The sequence below is a fragment of the Neobacillus bataviensis LMG 21833 genome (genome assembly GCF_000307875.1).
GTDB classification, from domain to species: Bacteria; Bacillota; Bacilli; order Bacillales; family Cytobacillaceae; genus Neobacillus; species Neobacillus bataviensis.
In genome coordinates this window covers 14,462-31,762 of record NZ_AJLS01000125.1, presented here as the reverse complement: position 1 = coordinate 31,762, position 17,301 = coordinate 14,462, and the positions used below count along the sequence as shown (strand labels likewise).

Genomic DNA, 17,301 nt, shown 5'->3' with positions numbered 1-17,301 from the left:
TCTTCGTGTTTCCTTTATCTCAGTTGGAGCGCTCCAGGCCATACGCCGCTGAACAGGGTGCTTGCGCTTTTCTTATTCCCCTCTGCTTGGAAAGAGAGTTGAAATCACATGAGTGACTCTAATCGGTTAGAAATTGTTTCACCCATTTTAAAAAATTATCTTGTCGAGCCTTATTTTGTTGAGGATTACGGCATTGTCCAAAAGATTTACTCAAACAAAGGAACCTTTGCTTTAAAAAAAATTCCACCCACTATCGGGACGGATTTTATCCGCCATGTCCACCTTTTATACCAAAAAGGATTTAACCGGATTGTCCCAATTTATCCAACCATGGACGGCAGGTATGCCGTTTTACATGAAAATAATCTATATTACCTCATGCCATGGATGTCGAACGATCAAAAGGAAGATCGGGAGCACAAGAGCCAGCAGCTTTTTCGAGAATTAGCAAGGCTCCATACCTTATCGGCTAAAGAAATCTCGATCAACAAGGAAGAACGCACAGAACATTATGAAAAGACTATCCAACAGCTCGAAAAACATCAGGAATTTCTTGATGGCTTCATGGATGAATGCGAGAAAAGGACGTATATGTCCCCGTTTGAATTGCTATATTGTTTATATTACAACGAAATAAGTCAGGCATTGCGCTTTTCAAAATCAAAATTTGAGGAATGGTACGAGAACACAAAAGAAAATGATAAAGCGCGGATGGTCATTACCCATGGGAAATTGTCATCAGAGCATTTTCTCTACGATGACAGGGGCTACGGTTTTTTCATTAATTTTGAAAATGCCCGGTACGGCTCGCCGATTCATGATCTCCTGCCCTATTTATCGCGTGCCTTAAATACCAGCCCAAAACGAAATGATACCGCCCTTGACTGGGTATATCATTATTTTAAATACTTTCCCTTTAAAGACGATGAGAAGTTATTATTCAACAGCTATTTAGCGCTGCCAATCCCCATCATGCAAGTGGCAGAAAGCTATTACCGCAAACAGGGGCGTAAGAATGAAATGAAATTTGTGCGTCAGCTGCAGCATCGATACTGGCATTTAAAAAATTCCGAGTATATCGTGATGCGGATGACGGAAATTGAAAACCAGCATAAGCAACCAAAAGAAGGAGCCCAGCCGCAGTAGTCACCTGCAAAATGGGCTCCTTACATAATATCAAAATAGATTGAAATCGCGATTACGATAAAAAACGATAACAATAACACATCAAAGACAGTTGGTAAAAACATCGTTCGAATGAATTGAAAAATCACAAACGGAACAATTAATTGTCCGCAGAACCTCCGAAACGTTCTAAACCAGGGACGGTGTTTGTAGTTATTAAAATTTCTCTTCACTGTGCCCTCCCCCTAAAAATATGACATTTACTTCAGTATATTCAAAACACCCAGTTTGTTCCTCGAAAATATGCATATAGTATAAAATATAAATAATTTGGCTATCCTGATTGACGTCAGTCCCCTTTTTTGGGTAGTATAACTATATAATTTAAAAACTAAAGCAAAGACTGGGAAGAGTACGATGCCATCCTGCTTCAAGAGAGGGAAATCATTAGCTGAAAGATTTCCTAAGAGGAACATCAGAATGTCGCCCATGAGCTTCTTCCGCGAAAAGGCCAAGAGCCCCAGTAGTCGAGGACGGATCAAATCCGTTATCTTATTTAAGAGCCAATCCTGTTTTGGGATTGGAAAAAAGGTGGTACCGCGAAGCAAACTCCATTCGTCCTTTTATGACGAATGGGGTTTTTATGTTTTTATAAGGAGGAATTTTAAATGGAAACAAAAGAAATAACCATGCCAACTAAATACGATCCGCAATCGATTGAAAAGGGTCGTTATGATTGGTGGTTACAGGGTAAGTTTTTCGAGGCAAAAGATGATGAAGGAAAGCAGCCATACACAATCGTAATCCCACCGCCAAATGTTACGGGGAAACTGCATTTAGGTCATGCATGGGATACAACTTTACAAGATATTCTTACACGTATGAAAAGAATGCAGGGATTTGATGTACTTTGGCTGCCAGGAATGGATCACGCCGGAATTGCCACACAGGCAAAGGTTGAAGAAAAACTTCGTAACGAAGGTAAAAGCCGTTACGATTTAGGCCGTGAGAAATTTGTTGAGGAAACATGGAAGTGGAAGGAAGAATATGCTTCCCACATCCGCCAGCAATGGTCAAAGTTAGGCCTCGGTCTTGATTACAGCCGTGAGCGTTTTACCCTTGACGAAGGCTTATCAGATGCTGTTAAGGAAGTATTCGTTACCCTTTATAAAAAAGGCCTTATCTACCGCGGGGAGTATATTATAAACTGGGATCCGTCGACAAAAACAGCTTTATCCGATATCGAAGTAATTTACAAGGATGTTCAAGGTGCATTTTATCATATGAATTATCCATTATCTGATGGATCTGGTCATATTCAAATAGCAACTACTCGTCCAGAAACCATGCTTGGTGATACGGCTATTGCAGTACATCCAGAAGATGACCGTTACAAACATTTAATTGGAAAAACGGTTACCCTCCCGATTGTGGGTCGAGAAATCCCAATCGTGGGTGATGATTATGTTGATATGGAGTTTGGAACTGGAGTTGTAAAAATAACTCCTGCTCATGATCCGAATGACTTTGAAGTCGGGAACCGCCACAATCTAGAGCGTGTCCTAGTAATGAATGAAGACGGTACAATGAATGAAAAGGCTGGTAAATACCAAGGCCAAGACCGGTTCGTATGCCGTAAGCAAATCGTCAAAGATCTTCAAGAACTAGGCGTTCTGTTCAAAATTGAAGATCACCTTCATTCCGTTGGACACTCTGAACGCAGTGGTGCCGTTGTTGAGCCATACCTTTCAACTCAATGGTTTGTAAAAATGCAGCCACTTGCAGACGAAGCGATTGCCTTGCAAGACAAAGAAAATAAAGTAAACTTTGTTCCAGACCGTTTTGAAAAAACATATCTACGCTGGATGGAGAATATCCGTGACTGGTGTATTTCAAGACAGCTTTGGTGGGGTCACCGGATTCCGGCTTGGTACCACAAGGAAACGGGTGAAGTGTATGTTGGTCTTGAGGCACCGGCAGATGAAGAGAATTGGAACCAAGATAATGATGTTTTAGATACATGGTTCAGCTCAGCACTATGGCCTTTCTCAACAATGGGCTGGCCAAACGAAGAAGCGGCTGATTTCAAACGTTATTTCCCAACCGATGCCCTTGTAACAGGCTACGACATTATCTTTTTCTGGGTATCACGGATGATTTTCCAAAGTATCGAGTTTACCGGCGACCGTCCATTCAAAGATGTTCTCATCCACGGTCTCGTTCGTGACGAACAGGGACGTAAGATGAGTAAATCACTTGGCAACGGTGTTGACCCAATGGATGTTATCGAAAAATATGGTGCCGATGCCCTAAGATACTTCCTATCAACAGGAAGCTCGCCAGGTCAGGATTTACGCTTTAGTTTTGAAAAAGTAGAATCAACCTGGAACTTCGCCAATAAAATTTGGAATGCTTCCCGCTTCGCATTAATGAACATGGATGGCATGACGTATGAAGAAATTGATTTTAGCGGTGAAAAATCGGTTGCTGATAAATGGATATTAACTCGCTTAAATGAAACAATCGAGCACGTAACAAAACTTTCCGAGCGTTATGAATTCGGTGAAGTTGGCCGTGCTTTATACAACTTTATATGGGATGACTTCTGTGACTGGTATATCGAAATGGCGAAGCTGCCGCTTTATGGTGAAGATGAAGCAGCGAAGAAGACGACTCGTTCCATTCTTGCCTATGTTTTAGATAACACGATGCGTTTGCTGCATCCGTTCATGCCTTTCATTACCGAGGAAATTTGGCAGAACCTTCCTCACGAAGGTGAATCGATTACGACCTCAGCATGGCCAGTGGTAAATCCAGAACTATCCGACGACCAAGCAGCTCAGGATATGAAGCTTCTCATGGAAATGATTCGCTCGGTACGGAATATCCGTGCTGAGGTAAATACGCCAATGAGCAAGAAAATCAAAATGCTTGTAAAGGCAAAGGATGAAGCGGTTCTAAAAGCGATTGAGAACAACCGCAGCTATATTGAACGCTTCTGTAATCCAGAAGAATTGCAAATGGGTGTTGATATCGAGGCACCTGAAAAAGCAATGACCGCTGTTGTCACAGGCTTAGAGATCATTCTGCCGCTTGAAGGCTTAATCAACATCGATGAAGAAATTGCTCGTCTTGAAAAAGAATATGATAAATTAAATAAAGAAGTAGATCGGGTTCAAAAGAAATTAAGCAATGAAGGCTTCATGAAAAAAGCACCTGACAGCGTAGTTGCTGAGGAACGTGCGAAAGAGCAGGACTATCTTGAAAAGAGAAGCATCGTTGAGGCTCGAATTAAAGAATTAAGAGGATAATAAGCAGGAAAGAGACGGATCCAGTGATGGATTCGTCTCGTCTTTTAAAATACAAGGAAAAATTCTGATTGCCTTGTCGCATTTTACTAAGGTTAGCAATTTATCAGCGAATCTGCATAATTTATCAGTGGATTTTGAAATATATCGGCGAATCAAACAAAAGGGGTGTTACGAAAAATGTTTACTACATATAAAGAAGCCCTAGATTGGATCCATGCAGGGCTAAGGCTGGGAATTAAACCTGGTTTAAAACGAATGGAATGGATGATGGATAAGCTCGACAATCCCGAAAACAAAATCAAAGCAGTCCATATTGGAGGAACGAATGGTAAAGGCTCAACTGTCACTTTTTTGCGCTCTATCCTCCAAGCAGGGGGATATACAGTCGGAACGTTTACTTCACCATATATAGAACAGTTTAACGAGCGAATTAGTATTAACGGTAAGCCGATTACGGATGATGAACTATTACAGCTGGCAAATGTTATTCGTCCGCTCGCAGATAAATTAGAGGAAACCGAGCTCGGGGGACCAACCGAGTTTGAAGTCATTACCGCAATGGCCTTCTATTATTTTGCAAATATAAGAAAGCCTGACATTGTCATTTTTGAAGTAGGTCTTGGCGGCCGCTTTGATTCAACCAATATTATTCAACCATTAGCCTCTATCATTACGAATATTGGTCTTGACCACACCAATATCCTCGGCAACACCTATGAGGAAATCGCCTTTGAAAAGGCAGGTATTATTAAAGAGAAAACACCTATTTTTACAGCGGTCAAACATTCTGGGGCACTAAAGGTAATTGAGGAACAGGCGGATAAAAAGTCTGCACCAATTGCAAGATTAAACCATGAATTTACAATAAGTGGACACAACTCACTAACTAGAGGAGAGCGGTTCACAATAGAAACTCTGCCGCACCCACTTAAACAGCTAGAGATCAGTATGATAGGTCAGCATCAAACTGAAAATGCGTCACTGGCTGTACTCGCAGCTCAATATTTGAATGAGAAAGGCTTTTTCAATATCACGGAGCAATCCATTCAATCTGGTTTAAAGCAAGCCTATTGGCCCGGAAGATTTGAGGTTCTCTCGGAAAATCCGCTAGTGATTATTGATGGCGCCCATAATGAAGAAGGCATAACGGCATTAACACATGAATTATCAACCAGGTTCGCCGACCGAAATATCCAAATTGTCTTTGCGGCATTAGCAGATAAAAAGCTTGATGAAATGATAGGAAAGCTCGATAAAATTGCAAACCAAATCTCTTTTGTCAGCTTTGATTTTCCACGTGCGGCAAAAGCGGAACAATTGTTAAACATAAGCCAGTCTAATAACAAACTGGCGGTCGACCATTGGCAATCCTATCTATTAGAAGAAATAAAAAACTTGGATGTAAGCCAGATGTTAGTAGTAACGGGTTCTCTCTATTTTATTTCGGAAGCCAAACCACATTTATGTAAATATCTGAAAAATAAAACCTTTTCCTTATGACAAAATACCTTTATAAATGGTAAAATAATGTTATCTTGAATTCAATGTTTTTAACGGGGGAGGGGTATAGTGATGAATGTAAAACTGCCAATGAAACAAGCAATATTTCTTGTATGGTTCTTAATGGTACCAGCAGGATTATGGTTTACTTTTAACACGTATCCCCCTAATATCTCTGGGAAATGGATCGATCTTTTGGCATTTTTACTATTAACCTCAATCGTAGCCTCCATGCCGATTGTGATTAATAATACATTTATTTTCTTAATCCAATGGGTGGCACTCGCCACTTTTTTACGCTTTGGCTTATTTGCCGAAATCATCTTTGCACAGATCGCTGTTGTTGTGTTGCTATTTAGGTTAAGAATTCTCCGAAAAGAAGAATGGTTCCGGCTGCCGCTAAATTTAAATATGTTCTTTCTAGTTTCTTTTATCAGCGGCATTATTTATGACTTTCTTGGCGGGCAGACAGGTTCCCACCTAGCCCACGATACCCATTCATTATGGCTTGCCGTTATATATGTGCTCGTTTACTATTTGTTGAATCAAATTATTATTTCTTTCAATCTTTATTTTATTTATAAAATCAAAGAATCCTATTTTGGGAAGGACTTTATCGTCGAGACAATTACAACGTTAATCACACTTCCAATTGGCTTTGTTTTGTACATACTTTATAATCAGGTTGGCCTTTTAGCTCTCTTGTTTGTGGGAATTCCCTTTGTCAGTCTATCGATTATCTTTAATCTCTATTATTCTAGTGAAAAAATAAATGCGTATTTACAAAAAGCATCGGAAATCGGTCATCAAATGGCCGAGCGTCTATGTGTAAATGATGTTCTAGATTTGTTTATTCAGAAGCTCAGTGAAATGCTTCCCGTTGATTATGCCTACATCCTTGAAGTGAAAGACGATGAACTTACGATGTCTCGTAGGATTGAAGCGGGAGAGGTTATGCCAAACGCCATCATATCTTTGAAAAAGAACGAAGGGATATGTGGCATGGTGTGGGAGAAACAAAAATCGTTTTTATTTAACAAAAGTAAAGATTGGCAAGGATTTGATATGGGTACGATTCCAAATGATGTGGAAAGTATACTAGGGGTGCCAATTGTAAGAAGCAATAAAGTAATCGGGGTATTAATCCTTGCCTCGAAGCGAAAACGCGCCTATGAAAAATCCCAACTTATGATCATTGATATTCTTTGTTCGCATTTTGCAGTGGCGATTGAAAACGCCAACAACTACCTACAAACAAAAAAGCAAAGTGAGCACTGTGCCTTAACAAACCTTTATAATTATCGATATTTTGAAGCGATATTGACCGAGGAGTTTGAAAAATTAGCGAAGTTCGAGCGTCAAGCACTGTCCTTAGTCCTACTAGATATTGATCATTTTAAACAAATAAATGACACCTATGGTCACCAAAGTGGGAATGAAATCCTTCGTGAACTAGCTAGCAGACTGACTAAACTTGTAGGTGGCCGTGGAACGGTGGCGCGGTATGGCGGCGAAGAATTTGTGGTGCTTTTATCGGATTTATCGAAAGAAGATGCCTTTCAAATGGCGGAACAAATACGACAAATGATTTCTAATTGGCCATTTACCCTTCAACAATCAATGGATCTTGTAAAATCACAACAGAAGGTAATGATTACAGCCTCAATTGGGGTTGCTACTGCTCCAGAAGATGCGGAGGATGCATTGGCGTTGATTCGGCATGCTGACCGGGCATTGTATGTTGGGGCGAAGCGGGCTGGGAGGAATCGGGTGGCGGCGTATTCTAAATAGGAAAAATGACTGGTTCCGATGAACCAGCCATTTTTTCTATTTGTATATAACCTTTACGTCTTCTTTGTCATCAAACAACCAGTTGTTATTTCCGGTAGTGGTTGGAGATTTAACGCAAGTAGCTTTTTCATTAAAGTAATCAGTAAAGTTTGTGAATACTTCCAGTGGTGCATCCTTATTGGCTTTATAATAAGCTGTTCCTGTAACACAAACATCTTTCCTTGCACTTGAGGAAGGCTTAGTTGGCTTAGGTCCAAAGAAAATTGCATTTCCATCTACGACGATTTCTGACTTTGCCCCGTTTATCGCTATGGCATTTATACTACTGAAAATGGCCCAATTCTGAATATATATATACCTATTACCATTATCCTTGATTGAATCAAACCAGGCAATATTTTTAATGGTAACTTTCTTTACCCCACCCCCTATGTTTACCTCATTAATTTTATCCTTATTTGCTTGATAATCCTGAAAAAATACTTTATCGGAAGAAGAATAAGGTTTATTTTCTACTCCAGTAATATAACCATTTGGTACTTGAGGAGGAATTCGATTAGGAAGATCAGGAAAAACCACACTTCCACCATTTTTATTAATATTAAAACTTCCTTCTAGTTCAACTTCTTCGTTGATGCCAGTAATACCTTTACTACTAAAAACAATCTTTATTGAACTTAGTTTACTATCATCTACACAAGTTGTTGTTTTACCAGAGCTAGTGTCCAAATTTAATACATATTTATTTTTATCCTCTACTTTCTTTTCTCCATTATTCTTTTTCAGTTCATTAGTAAATTCAGTACAAAAATTGGTTTTATATTTAATAGCATTAGCTTTTGCGGGTTCAATCAGACTTTTACCTAATGTTACATAATGAGTAACACCCATTTCAGCTAAATCTGTTGCTTTATTGCGGTTATCAGTTTTATTGAACTGTTTAGTCGTGGTAATAGCTGCAGCGCTTAGTGCCATAGCTAGAACCATTGTAACCGCTATGATAATCATAACTAAAATTAAAGTGTAACCTTTTTCGCTTTTCATATACCTTTGCCCCCTTTTTTTCTAGTATCTTTTAATAATTGTATCGATTTTATCTTTTTGACCTTTTAATTGGATTGTTACGTTTATTGATTTGAATCCTGGGTTTGAGGTTATAATCTCAATTTTTTTAGACGTATCAGAAAGTTCTACTTCCCCAATTTTAAGGTAAATCAAAATATTCCCTAATTGATCAGATGCCGTAGGTGAACTAATAAAGTATGATCCATTATTGTATGAAATTTCATATTTATTTTCCTTTTGATGATAACGTTTTATAGTTGAAAATATGAGGTTTGCTTCTTGATTTAAAGAATTTTTATTTGATATATTTTCTTGGGTTTTTTTTACCCCAATTAAAACGCCATAGAGTAGAGAAGAAATAATCAAGAGAATAGATAAAGTTGCTAATAATTCAATTAACGTTATCCCTTTTTCGCTTTTCATGAATATAGCTCACTTTCTTGAAATATAAGTGTAGGTTATTGACATATTATTAACATCATTAGGATCTTTGATAATAAGTTTGATCTTGATTAAATTATCTGGAATAGTACTGTCAGTATCTTTTGTTGTAAATTCCGCCTGAATATTATAGGAACTTTTTATTGGTTCATCGGGCAAGATTAATGCATCTATTTTATCTTTACTATCTAAAATTACCTTTTTTGTGAGATCTTTTGTTAAAGAGTAATTGCTTAATTCCTCTTTTGATACTTCCTCAATTAAACTGATATATTTTTGTGCAGTTTGCATTGTGCCTAGTTTATTCTCATTTTTTTTGGTAAATAATGCAGACTGGGTAAAAAAGCCCATAAATGATGTTAAAATAATTCCCAATAATACTATTGAAACAAGGATCTCTACTAAAGTAAGTCCTTTTTGGCTTTGGAAATTTTCCTTCATAAAAATTCTCCGCCTCTTCTTTTAAAATACTTAAGAGTATTATACAATAATTAGTAGGCGAATTTTGTCTAATTTTTGAAGAAATCACCAAAAATTAAAATACTTTGAAAGAAAATGTTGTTTGATAGTATAAAAGACTTAATGAAAAGGAAGTGAACGAATGCAAACGATTATATGGGCCATAGGTTCTATGGTTGTACTTATGCTAATCATATCTTTTTTACCTCTAGGATACACTTTAAAGGGGAAGTTTTTTGTCGTATTAACTAGCTTTGTCTTATCACTGGGTGGACTTGCCGCAGCATCCACATTTCCATTGTGGCAAACTGCTTTAATGCTTTTTGGACTTATTTTTTTTACATCCTACTTTATGAACAACCGTTTAGGCACTTTTTTAATAAAAGAAAATCCTATAATTGAGGAAGTATATGACAAAGTGGTAGATGATCAACAAGAAGAAAAGACTAAAGAAGATGGTTTGATGCAAATTGACGAAGAAAGTACTTTACTCAATTCCTCTTTTCCTATTTTAGAGAAAGATTCAGTTAGTGAGCTAAGTGCTTCACAATTGTCTGATATTGAAGAGATAACAGATAGTGAATCGAAAACTATAGATGACGAGGAATCCTTTTTATTGGAAAGAAATATTGAATTAGCAGTTAACGAATATACGGAGGATACAGAGGTAGAAAACGGCTATTTATCGGATATTGAAAGTTTAATAGAATTTGAATCTGAAATTGTACAAGATAGACGTGATGAAAACGATGATCTTTCACTAATCATCTTAGAAAAGAAGAAGAAGACAGAACAAAACGGGGATGTGGAAGAACCCTTGGATGATTCCCTGTTCGATTTTCTTCTTGCAAAAAAAGAAGTTGCTGCAGGCAACAATGTAAATAAAGATAAAATGGAAATAAAGGAAAAAGTAAGTTTACAAAAGTAACTTGTTCCAAGGGAGGCAAGCAGTTTGGGCAAAAATCAGCAAATGATTAAATTGTTTGTTGTATTGTTCTTCAGTACAGCATTTATTTTTAGTTTCTCCCATTATGGGGCTAAAGCTTTTGAAAAGGTAACAAATGTCAATGGAGAATTTTCCGCTGGTACCACCATTGGCTCATTAGATGTTTCGGGAAAGACAGAAGATGAAGCAAAAAGTCTGTTGGAAGAAAAATACGTGGATTGGCTAAAAGGTTTCTCTATACAATTGCAATATGGAGAAAAAACTGCTCCATTTGATTCAAATCAATTCCATTTAGATGCACAGCAAACAGTGAGTTCAAGCAAGGATGGGGAAAATAATCCAGCCTTTATTACAGTTGACCAAATACAAGTAGAAGAACAAGTACAGATTCTTTTTCCGCAAATCAAAAGCAGTGATCTTGACTTGGACAAGCTCATGAAAAATTTAAATGAAACAGCATCTCTATTTAAAGCAGGCACACAATCCTTTAATCTTTTCAATGATTATTTATTAGCTGCAAATATTAAAAAGGATGTTGTCCTGAATGAAGCAATTGTTGAAATGAAAGATGTACCTTTTGATTTACAAAGTGTTATTGATAAAAAAGCTTCCATTGAAATTCCAGAAAAATCAACCTTTTCATTACTGGAGTTTGCTAAAGAACAAAAGTTTGGAAATGTCGATGCACTTAATTTAATTGCAACGGGAATTTATCAAGCCATTTTACCCTCGAATTTTTCAATCGTGGAGAGAAACATTGGGGGCAGCCTTCCAGAGTATGCAAAGTTGGGCTATGAAGCAAAAGTAAATCAGAAGAAAAATGTAGATTTAGTAATAGCCAATCCAAATAAAGTTAAGTATGTTTTAGAGCTAAAGCTAGAAAACAATCGATTAAAGGTAACATTAAAAGGTGAAAAGTTTCTCTATGATTATAAGATTACCTCGAAAGATGAACAGAAATTAAAGCCGAAGACAATAATCCAATATAGTCCATTGCTGCTTCCAGGAAAGACAAAGATCGAAACGATGGGAACTGAGGGACAAATTGTAAAGATGTACAGAGAAACAGTCCAGGACAGCCAGTTAATCAAAAGTGAGTTGATTTCAGAGGATTATTATCCACCGGTATTTCAAGTGGAGCTTCATGGGCTAGCGGGAAATCAGCAAACAACGACCCAAACTACTGATCAATCGGGTACTATAAACAACAATCAAACAACACCGCCACCGACTGAAGGGGAACAACAAGATTCAAAAGAAAGCGACCTATGGGGTAAGCCAAATGAACAACCAAAATAAAAGCAGGGATGGTAAATGAGGCAAACAAGAAAGAAACTTGGTGATTTGTTAGTAGAGGAAGGATTAATTACGCCTGACCAGCTTCAATCTACTTTAGATGAAAAAGATCCTGGCCAAAAACTTGGAGATGCCCTACTTCAAAGGGGCTATTTAACCGAGCAACAATTGGTAGAAGTACTTGAATATCAATTAGGTATTCCGCATGTCGGTCTATTTCAGTACCCATTTGATACGAATCTTTTTTCGCTAATCACAAAAGAAGCAGCACAAAGGAATTTAATTATCCCGTTAAAAAGGGAAGGGAATAAGCTTTTTGTTGCCATGGCGAATCCCATGGATTTTATTGTCATCGATGATCTCCGTTTGTCAACGGGCTTCCAAATTGAACCAGCCATTGCAACAAAGGACGATATCATTCGAACCATAAATAAATATTATGATGTCGATGACGGACTTGATGAATTGCTAGATGAACTCCCACTAAATAACAGGGAACGAAATGATGACGTCACAGATCTAAACTCACCTATTGTTCGCCTAGTAAATCAAATTTTGAGTAATGCTGTCATTCAAAGAGCCAGTGATATTCATATTGACCCACAGGAAACGAAGGTGATTGTTCGATACCGAATAGATGGGGTTTTGCGTAATGAAAAAGTTCTTCCGCGTAATATGCAAAGTGTATTAACGGCTAGAATAAAAATTATGTCCAATCTGGATATTACCGAACACAGGATTCCGCAGGATGGACGAATTAAGATCCATCTTGATTTTTACCCAGTCGATTTACGTGTTTCTACACTGCCGACGGTTTACGGCGAGAAAATCGTCATGCGTCTCTTAGACATGGGGTCAACCTTAAATGATTTAGGTAAACTTGGATTTAACTCCCTTAATATGAAGCGGTTCAATGAGATGATTGAGAAGCCGACAGGCATTGTTCTAATCACTGGACCTACAGGATCGGGGAAGTCCTCGACCCTATATGCAGCACTCAATAGGCTAAACAGTGAAGCAGTTAATATTATTACCATTGAGGATCCAGTTGAATATCAATTGGAAGGGATTAATCAAATTCAGGTGAATACGAATGTTGGCATGACTTTTGCTGCTGGATTAAGATCGATTCTCCGTCAAGATCCAAACATTATCATGGTGGGGGAAATCCGTGATAAGGAAACAGCAGAGGTGGCGATTCGTGCCTCCTTAACTGGACATTTGGTATTAAGCACATTACACACCAATGATTCAATCGGTACTGTCACAAGGCTGATTGATATGGGAGTTGAACCGTTTTTACTAGCATCATCTTTAAGCGGAATTGTCTCACAGAGACTTGTTCGTAAGGTGTGCCGTGATTGTACTGAAATTCAGGAACCGTCGAAGCGGGAAATTGAGATTTTTGAAAAAAGAGGAATGAAAATTGAAAAAATATCTCGGGGAAAAGGCTGTTCCTCTTGCAACATGACAGGGTATAAAGGAAGGGTTGCTCTTCATGAGGTGTTGGTCATAAATGAAGAAATGAGCAGAGCGATGATGAATGGTGAATCTTTTCAGAAGATGAAAGAATTGGCCACAAAAAATAAAACAATCTTTTTACTTGATGATGGGTTATTAAAAGTAAAACAAGGTATAACGACAACCGAAGAGGTATTAAAGGTAGCAATTCTGGAGTAGGAGTACGTGAAGATGAAAGAAAAAATTGACTCAATATTACGTGCCGCTATTGAATATAAAGCATCTGATGTTCATTTAACTGTTGGGGTTCCTCCTGTTATGCGGATAAATGGCGACCTTAGAAGGTACGGAACTGATAAAATTATGCCGGACGATACCGAGGGGATGGCTAAGGCAATCATTCCTGAGGATTTATGGGAGTTATTTAAAACTAAAGGTGAGCTTGATTTTTCCTATGGGGTACCTGGAATATCACGTTTTCGTGTGAATGCCTACCATCAACGGAAAAGTGTTTCGATTGCGTTAAGGACTGTTGCATCAAAAACACCGACGATAGAAGAATTAGATTTACCACCTATCATTTCAAAGCTTGTCGAGAAGCCTCAGGGGCTAATTCTTGTAACCGGGCCAACCGGAAGCGGAAAATCAACGACACTGGCTTCGATGATTGATTATATGAATCGAACGATGCGAAAGCATATCATTACCCTAGAAGACCCTATTGAATATCTTCATAAACATGGAACCTCCATTATTGATCAGCGTGAGGTTGGCTTTGATACTAATAACTATGCAAGCGGATTAAAAGCTGCTCTTCGTCAGGATCCCGATGTTATTCTTGTAGGGGAGATGCGTGACTTAGAGACGATGTCGATCGCAATAACAGCAGCGGAAACAGGACACCTTGTGTTAGGAACGCTTCATACATCAAGCGCACCGACGACAATAAACCGAATCATTGATGTGTTTCCGTCTGGTCAGCAGCCGCAAATTCGTATTCAATTAGCTTCTGTCTTAGTTGGTGTAATTTCCCAACGCTTATTTCCGACTACTGATAAAAAGGGTCGAAAAGCAGCTACTGAAATTTTGGTTAATAACGCAGCAATAGCGAACCTTATACGAAATGAAAAAATCCATCAAATTCAAAGTACGATGCAAACATCCCGTGCCCAGGGAATGCATACGTTAGAAATGAGTATCAGAGACATGCTTGACCGCAACCTTATTCAAAAGGAAGCGGCCTCTCAGTATTTGCATGAAAAGATGATGATGAATGGCTAGATTTAAATATTCTGGTCGTGATCGAAAAGGTAAACGGCAGGGCACCGTTAATGCCGGATCGAAGCGGGAAGCAATGGAAAAGTTGAAAGAAGATGGAATTAGGGTTATAGAAATAACCGAAGTTCCAGAGACTTTATTAACAAAGGATCTAACACTTGGAACACCAGTAAAGCTGCAGCATTTCGTCATTTATTTGCGGCAGTTTTCGACGTTAATCAAAGCTGGGGTAACAGTTGTTGATGCTAGCGGAATTTTAGCTGTTCAAACCGAAAGTAAGGCCTTAAAGAAGGCTTTGCTTGATGTGGAACAGGAATTAAGAGAAGGTAATCCGCTTTCAGAGGCCGTTGCTAAACACAAGAAAATTTTCAATCAAATGTTTGTAAACCTTGTTAAAGCAGGGGAAGTCAGCGGAAATTTAGATGAGACACTTGATCGTTTGGCAGAGCATTTTGAAAAGCAACACTATACAAGGCAGAAAATCGTTTCTGCACTTTCCTATCCTGCAGTTGTTGGGTTTATCGCTATTGCGGTTGTCATCTTTTTACTTGTTACAATAGTACCAACATTCGTTTCCATGTTTGCAGATATGGGTGGGGAGTTGCCTGCAATTACAAGGTTTGTTATTGCAGCAAGTGATTTTATGCAGTCATTTTGGTGGATTGTTGTAACAATAATTTTTGCATTCGTATTTTTAATTGCGTATCTTAAAAAAAATAGTAAAACCAAATACTATTTAGATTACTTCTCCTTGAAAATGCCAATATTCGGGAATATGTTACAAAAAGCAGCGCTTGCCCGGATGATGAGGACGCTCAGCTCTTTATTCTCCAGCTCAGTTCCCATTCTACAAGCGATGTCAATTGTTGAAAAGGTCGTTGAAAATGAAGTGCTTGCAAAGGTAATACGTGAGTCACGTGATTCACTTGAAAAAGGCCGCTCGATGACTGAACCAATGAAAGAACACTGGGCATTTCCTCCACTTGTCACTCAGATGATATCAATTGGAGAAGAGACAGGTGCACTGGATGCCATGCTGTCAAAAATTGCTGAATTCTATGAAAAAGAGGTGGAAACAGGGACAGACAGGTTGAAATCGTTAATTGAACCAATCATGATCGTAGTTTTAGCCGGTTTAGTCGGCACAATAGTGACTTCCATCATTGTTCCGATGTTTAGCATGTTCGACCAATTCCAACAGATGAATCAATAAAAAGACAAGAAAACAAATATATTACGAAAAAGAGACAAAATACCAAAAGATTCTCTTTTCACTGCTCTGTCATATAATGTATAATACAAGAGACAATATTACTAGGTTCATAGAACCATAAAGGGAGATGAAATGAATGATTCAAAAGTTAAAAAAGAAGTTAAATAATCAAAAGGGTTTTACATTAATTGAATTACTTGCAGTAATCGTTATTTTAGGAATTCTTGCAGCTATTGCAGTACCATCTATTTTAGGTATAATTAACCATACAAAACAAGATGCACAAGTTGCAAATGCGCAACAACTTGCCAATTCTGCAAGGTTAGTAATTGCCGATGAGAAAAAGGAAATTACAACAAGTACAACGGCGAATGTAATAACTTTGAAATATTTGGTCGAACATGATTATATAGAGGATTTAAAGGATCCAAATAAAAAAGGATATAATCCTGACACCACACTAGTTAACGTTTATAAAGATAGTAATGATGGAAATAAAATTAAATATGTTGTTACATTACAACAACTTAGTCCAGGAACAGGTGAAGTCCCATACCTAAATGCTGCTACAAAAAAGGTTAGTGATAAAGATATAGTCAAAGACGCATCTGAACTAGTTAGAGATGATATAAAACTTCCATAAAATGATAGTACTTATTCTTTTACTTTACGGTATAATATTAGGATCTTTCTATAATGTTATTGGACTTCGGGTTCCTTTAAAAAAATCGATTGTCGTCCCACGATCAACTTGTACAACTTGTGGGCATCAATTAAAACCTTTTGAACTAATACCCGTGGTTTCCTATATTTTACAAAGGGGAAAATGCCGCGGCTGCAAGTCGCGGATTTCTCCTATCTATCCTACTTTTGAACTACTTACTGGCTTATTGTTTATGACAGCACCATTAGTTGTTGGGTGGTCTACAGAATTAGTGGTTGCACTTACGCTAATCTCAATGTTTATGATTATCGTTGTTTCAGATATTAACTATATGATCATCCCTGATAAAATTCTGATTTGGTTTGCAGGGATTTTTTTATTGGAACGGATTATTTGGCCGTTAAACCCATGGTGGGACAGCCTCCTTGGGGCCGTAACAGGTTTCGCTCTTCTACTCATCATCGCGGTTGTCAGCAAGGGCGGTATGGGTTTTGGTGATGTGAAACTTTACGCATTACTTGGCTTAGTCTTAGGAGTGAAAATAGTCCTATTGTCCTTCTTTCTTTCGACATTATTCGGTGCCGTTATTGGCGGCTTGGCATTACTTTTTAAAATTGTTAAAAGGCGGCAGCCAATTCCATTTGGCCCGTTTATTGCGGCTGGAACGTTGACAGCGTATTTTTGGGGATCGGAAATAATTACATTTTATATACATTTCCTTAATCAAGGATTTTAACTAAGGGGTTTATTA

At 38.0% G+C, this 17,301-nt stretch carries 15 protein-coding genes, 1 pseudogene and 1 other annotated feature; of the genes and pseudogenes, 12 read left to right on the top strand and 4 right to left on the bottom strand.

Annotation, left to right across the window (positions count from 1 at the left end):
• Positions 1-108: 108 nt before the first annotated feature.
• Positions 109-1,146, top strand: a complete 1,038-nt coding sequence (gene ysxE, locus BABA_RS18015) for a spore coat protein YsxE (RefSeq protein WP_007086658.1) — start codon at positions 109-111, stop codon at positions 1,144-1,146.
• A 20-nt stretch (positions 1,147-1,166) separates the two neighbouring features.
• On the opposite strand, the gene BABA_RS18010 is transcribed toward ysxE, so the two are convergent.
• A complete protein-coding gene (locus BABA_RS18010; protein ID WP_007086657.1) occupies positions 1,167-1,358 on the bottom strand; it encodes a hypothetical protein in 192 nt (63 codons plus the stop codon).
• Between the two features lie 157 nt (positions 1,359-1,515).
• Positions 1,516-1,751, top strand: a binding site (T-box leader).
• A gap of 42 nt (positions 1,752-1,793) precedes the next feature.
• On the opposite strand from BABA_RS18010, the gene BABA_RS18000 reads away from it, so the two are divergent.
• The 3 genes from BABA_RS18000 to BABA_RS17990 all read left to right on the top strand — a co-directional run bounded on the left by BABA_RS18000 (position 1,794) and on the right by BABA_RS17990 (position 7,727).
• Positions 1,794-4,436 carry a valine--tRNA ligase gene (locus BABA_RS18000; RefSeq protein WP_007086655.1) on the top strand — a complete coding sequence of 881 codons (2,643 nt, stop codon included), beginning with the start codon at positions 1,794-1,796 and terminating at the stop codon, positions 4,434-4,436.
• Positions 4,437-4,613: 177 nt separating this feature from the next.
• The gene (locus BABA_RS17995; RefSeq protein ID WP_007086654.1) at positions 4,614-5,936 is read left to right on the top strand and encodes a bifunctional folylpolyglutamate synthase/dihydrofolate synthase; all 1,323 of its coding nucleotides are present in this window, start codon (positions 4,614-4,616) and stop codon (positions 5,934-5,936) included.
• 72 nt (positions 5,937-6,008) lie between these two features.
• Positions 6,009-7,727: a sensor domain-containing diguanylate cyclase gene (locus BABA_RS17990; RefSeq protein WP_007086653.1), complete on the top strand. Its 1,719-nt coding sequence runs from the start codon at positions 6,009-6,011 to the stop codon at positions 7,725-7,727.
• Between the two features lie 36 nt (positions 7,728-7,763).
• Here BABA_RS17990 and BABA_RS17985 read toward each other — a convergent pair whose 3' ends face one another.
• The 3 genes from BABA_RS17985 to BABA_RS26150 are packed head-to-tail and all read right to left on the bottom strand — an operon-like array spanning position 7,764 to position 9,674.
• Positions 7,764-8,771 (bottom strand): type IV pilus modification PilV family protein, encoded by a 1,008-nt coding sequence (locus BABA_RS17985; protein WP_007086652.1) that lies wholly within the window; start codon positions 8,769-8,771, stop codon positions 7,764-7,766.
• Between the two features lie 21 nt (positions 8,772-8,792).
• A complete protein-coding gene (locus BABA_RS17980; RefSeq protein WP_007086651.1) occupies positions 8,793-9,215 on the bottom strand; it encodes a prepilin-type N-terminal cleavage/methylation domain-containing protein in 423 nt (140 codons plus the stop codon).
• A gap of 9 nt (positions 9,216-9,224) precedes the next feature.
• Positions 9,225-9,674: a type IV pilus modification PilV family protein gene (locus BABA_RS26150; protein WP_007086650.1), complete on the bottom strand. Its 450-nt coding sequence runs from the start codon at positions 9,672-9,674 to the stop codon at positions 9,225-9,227.
• Positions 9,675-9,834: 160 nt separating this feature from the next.
• Between BABA_RS26150 and BABA_RS17970 the strand changes: the two genes are divergently transcribed.
• From BABA_RS17970 to BABA_RS17940, 8 genes and pseudogenes are all read left to right on the top strand, one after another.
• Positions 9,835-10,620: a hypothetical protein gene (locus BABA_RS17970; protein WP_007086649.1), complete on the top strand. Its 786-nt coding sequence runs from the start codon at positions 9,835-9,837 to the stop codon at positions 10,618-10,620.
• A 24-nt stretch (positions 10,621-10,644) separates the two neighbouring features.
• Positions 10,645-11,937, top strand: coding sequence for a G5 domain-containing protein (locus BABA_RS17965; protein WP_007086648.1), 1,293 nt, complete (start codon positions 10,645-10,647; stop codon positions 11,935-11,937).
• Between the two features lie 15 nt (positions 11,938-11,952).
• A complete protein-coding gene (locus BABA_RS17960) occupies positions 11,953-13,614 on the top strand; it encodes a GspE/PulE family protein (RefSeq protein ID WP_007086647.1) in 1,662 nt (553 codons plus the stop codon).
• Between the two features lie 12 nt (positions 13,615-13,626).
• Positions 13,627-14,676 carry a type IV pilus twitching motility protein PilT gene (locus BABA_RS17955; protein ID WP_007086646.1) on the top strand — a complete coding sequence of 350 codons (1,050 nt, stop codon included), beginning with the start codon at positions 13,627-13,629 and terminating at the stop codon, positions 14,674-14,676.
• Positions 14,669-15,886, top strand: coding sequence for a type II secretion system F family protein (locus tag BABA_RS17950; RefSeq protein ID WP_007086645.1), 1,218 nt, complete (start codon positions 14,669-14,671; stop codon positions 15,884-15,886). The genes BABA_RS17955 and BABA_RS17950 overlap by 8 nt, the downstream gene beginning before the upstream one ends.
• Positions 15,887-16,022: 136 nt before the next feature.
• Positions 16,023-16,529 carry a type II secretion system protein gene (locus BABA_RS28390; protein ID WP_007086644.1) on the top strand — a complete coding sequence of 169 codons (507 nt, stop codon included), beginning with the start codon at positions 16,023-16,025 and terminating at the stop codon, positions 16,527-16,529.
• A 1-nt stretch (position 16,530) separates the two neighbouring features.
• A pseudogene (locus BABA_RS28420) lies at positions 16,531-16,779 on the top strand (prepilin peptidase); the annotation flags it as partial.
• A 3-nt stretch (positions 16,780-16,782) separates the two neighbouring features.
• Positions 16,783-17,286: a prepilin peptidase gene (locus BABA_RS17940; protein WP_338040026.1), complete on the top strand. Its 504-nt coding sequence runs from the start codon at positions 16,783-16,785 to the stop codon at positions 17,284-17,286.
• Positions 17,287-17,301: the final 15 nt, after the last annotated feature.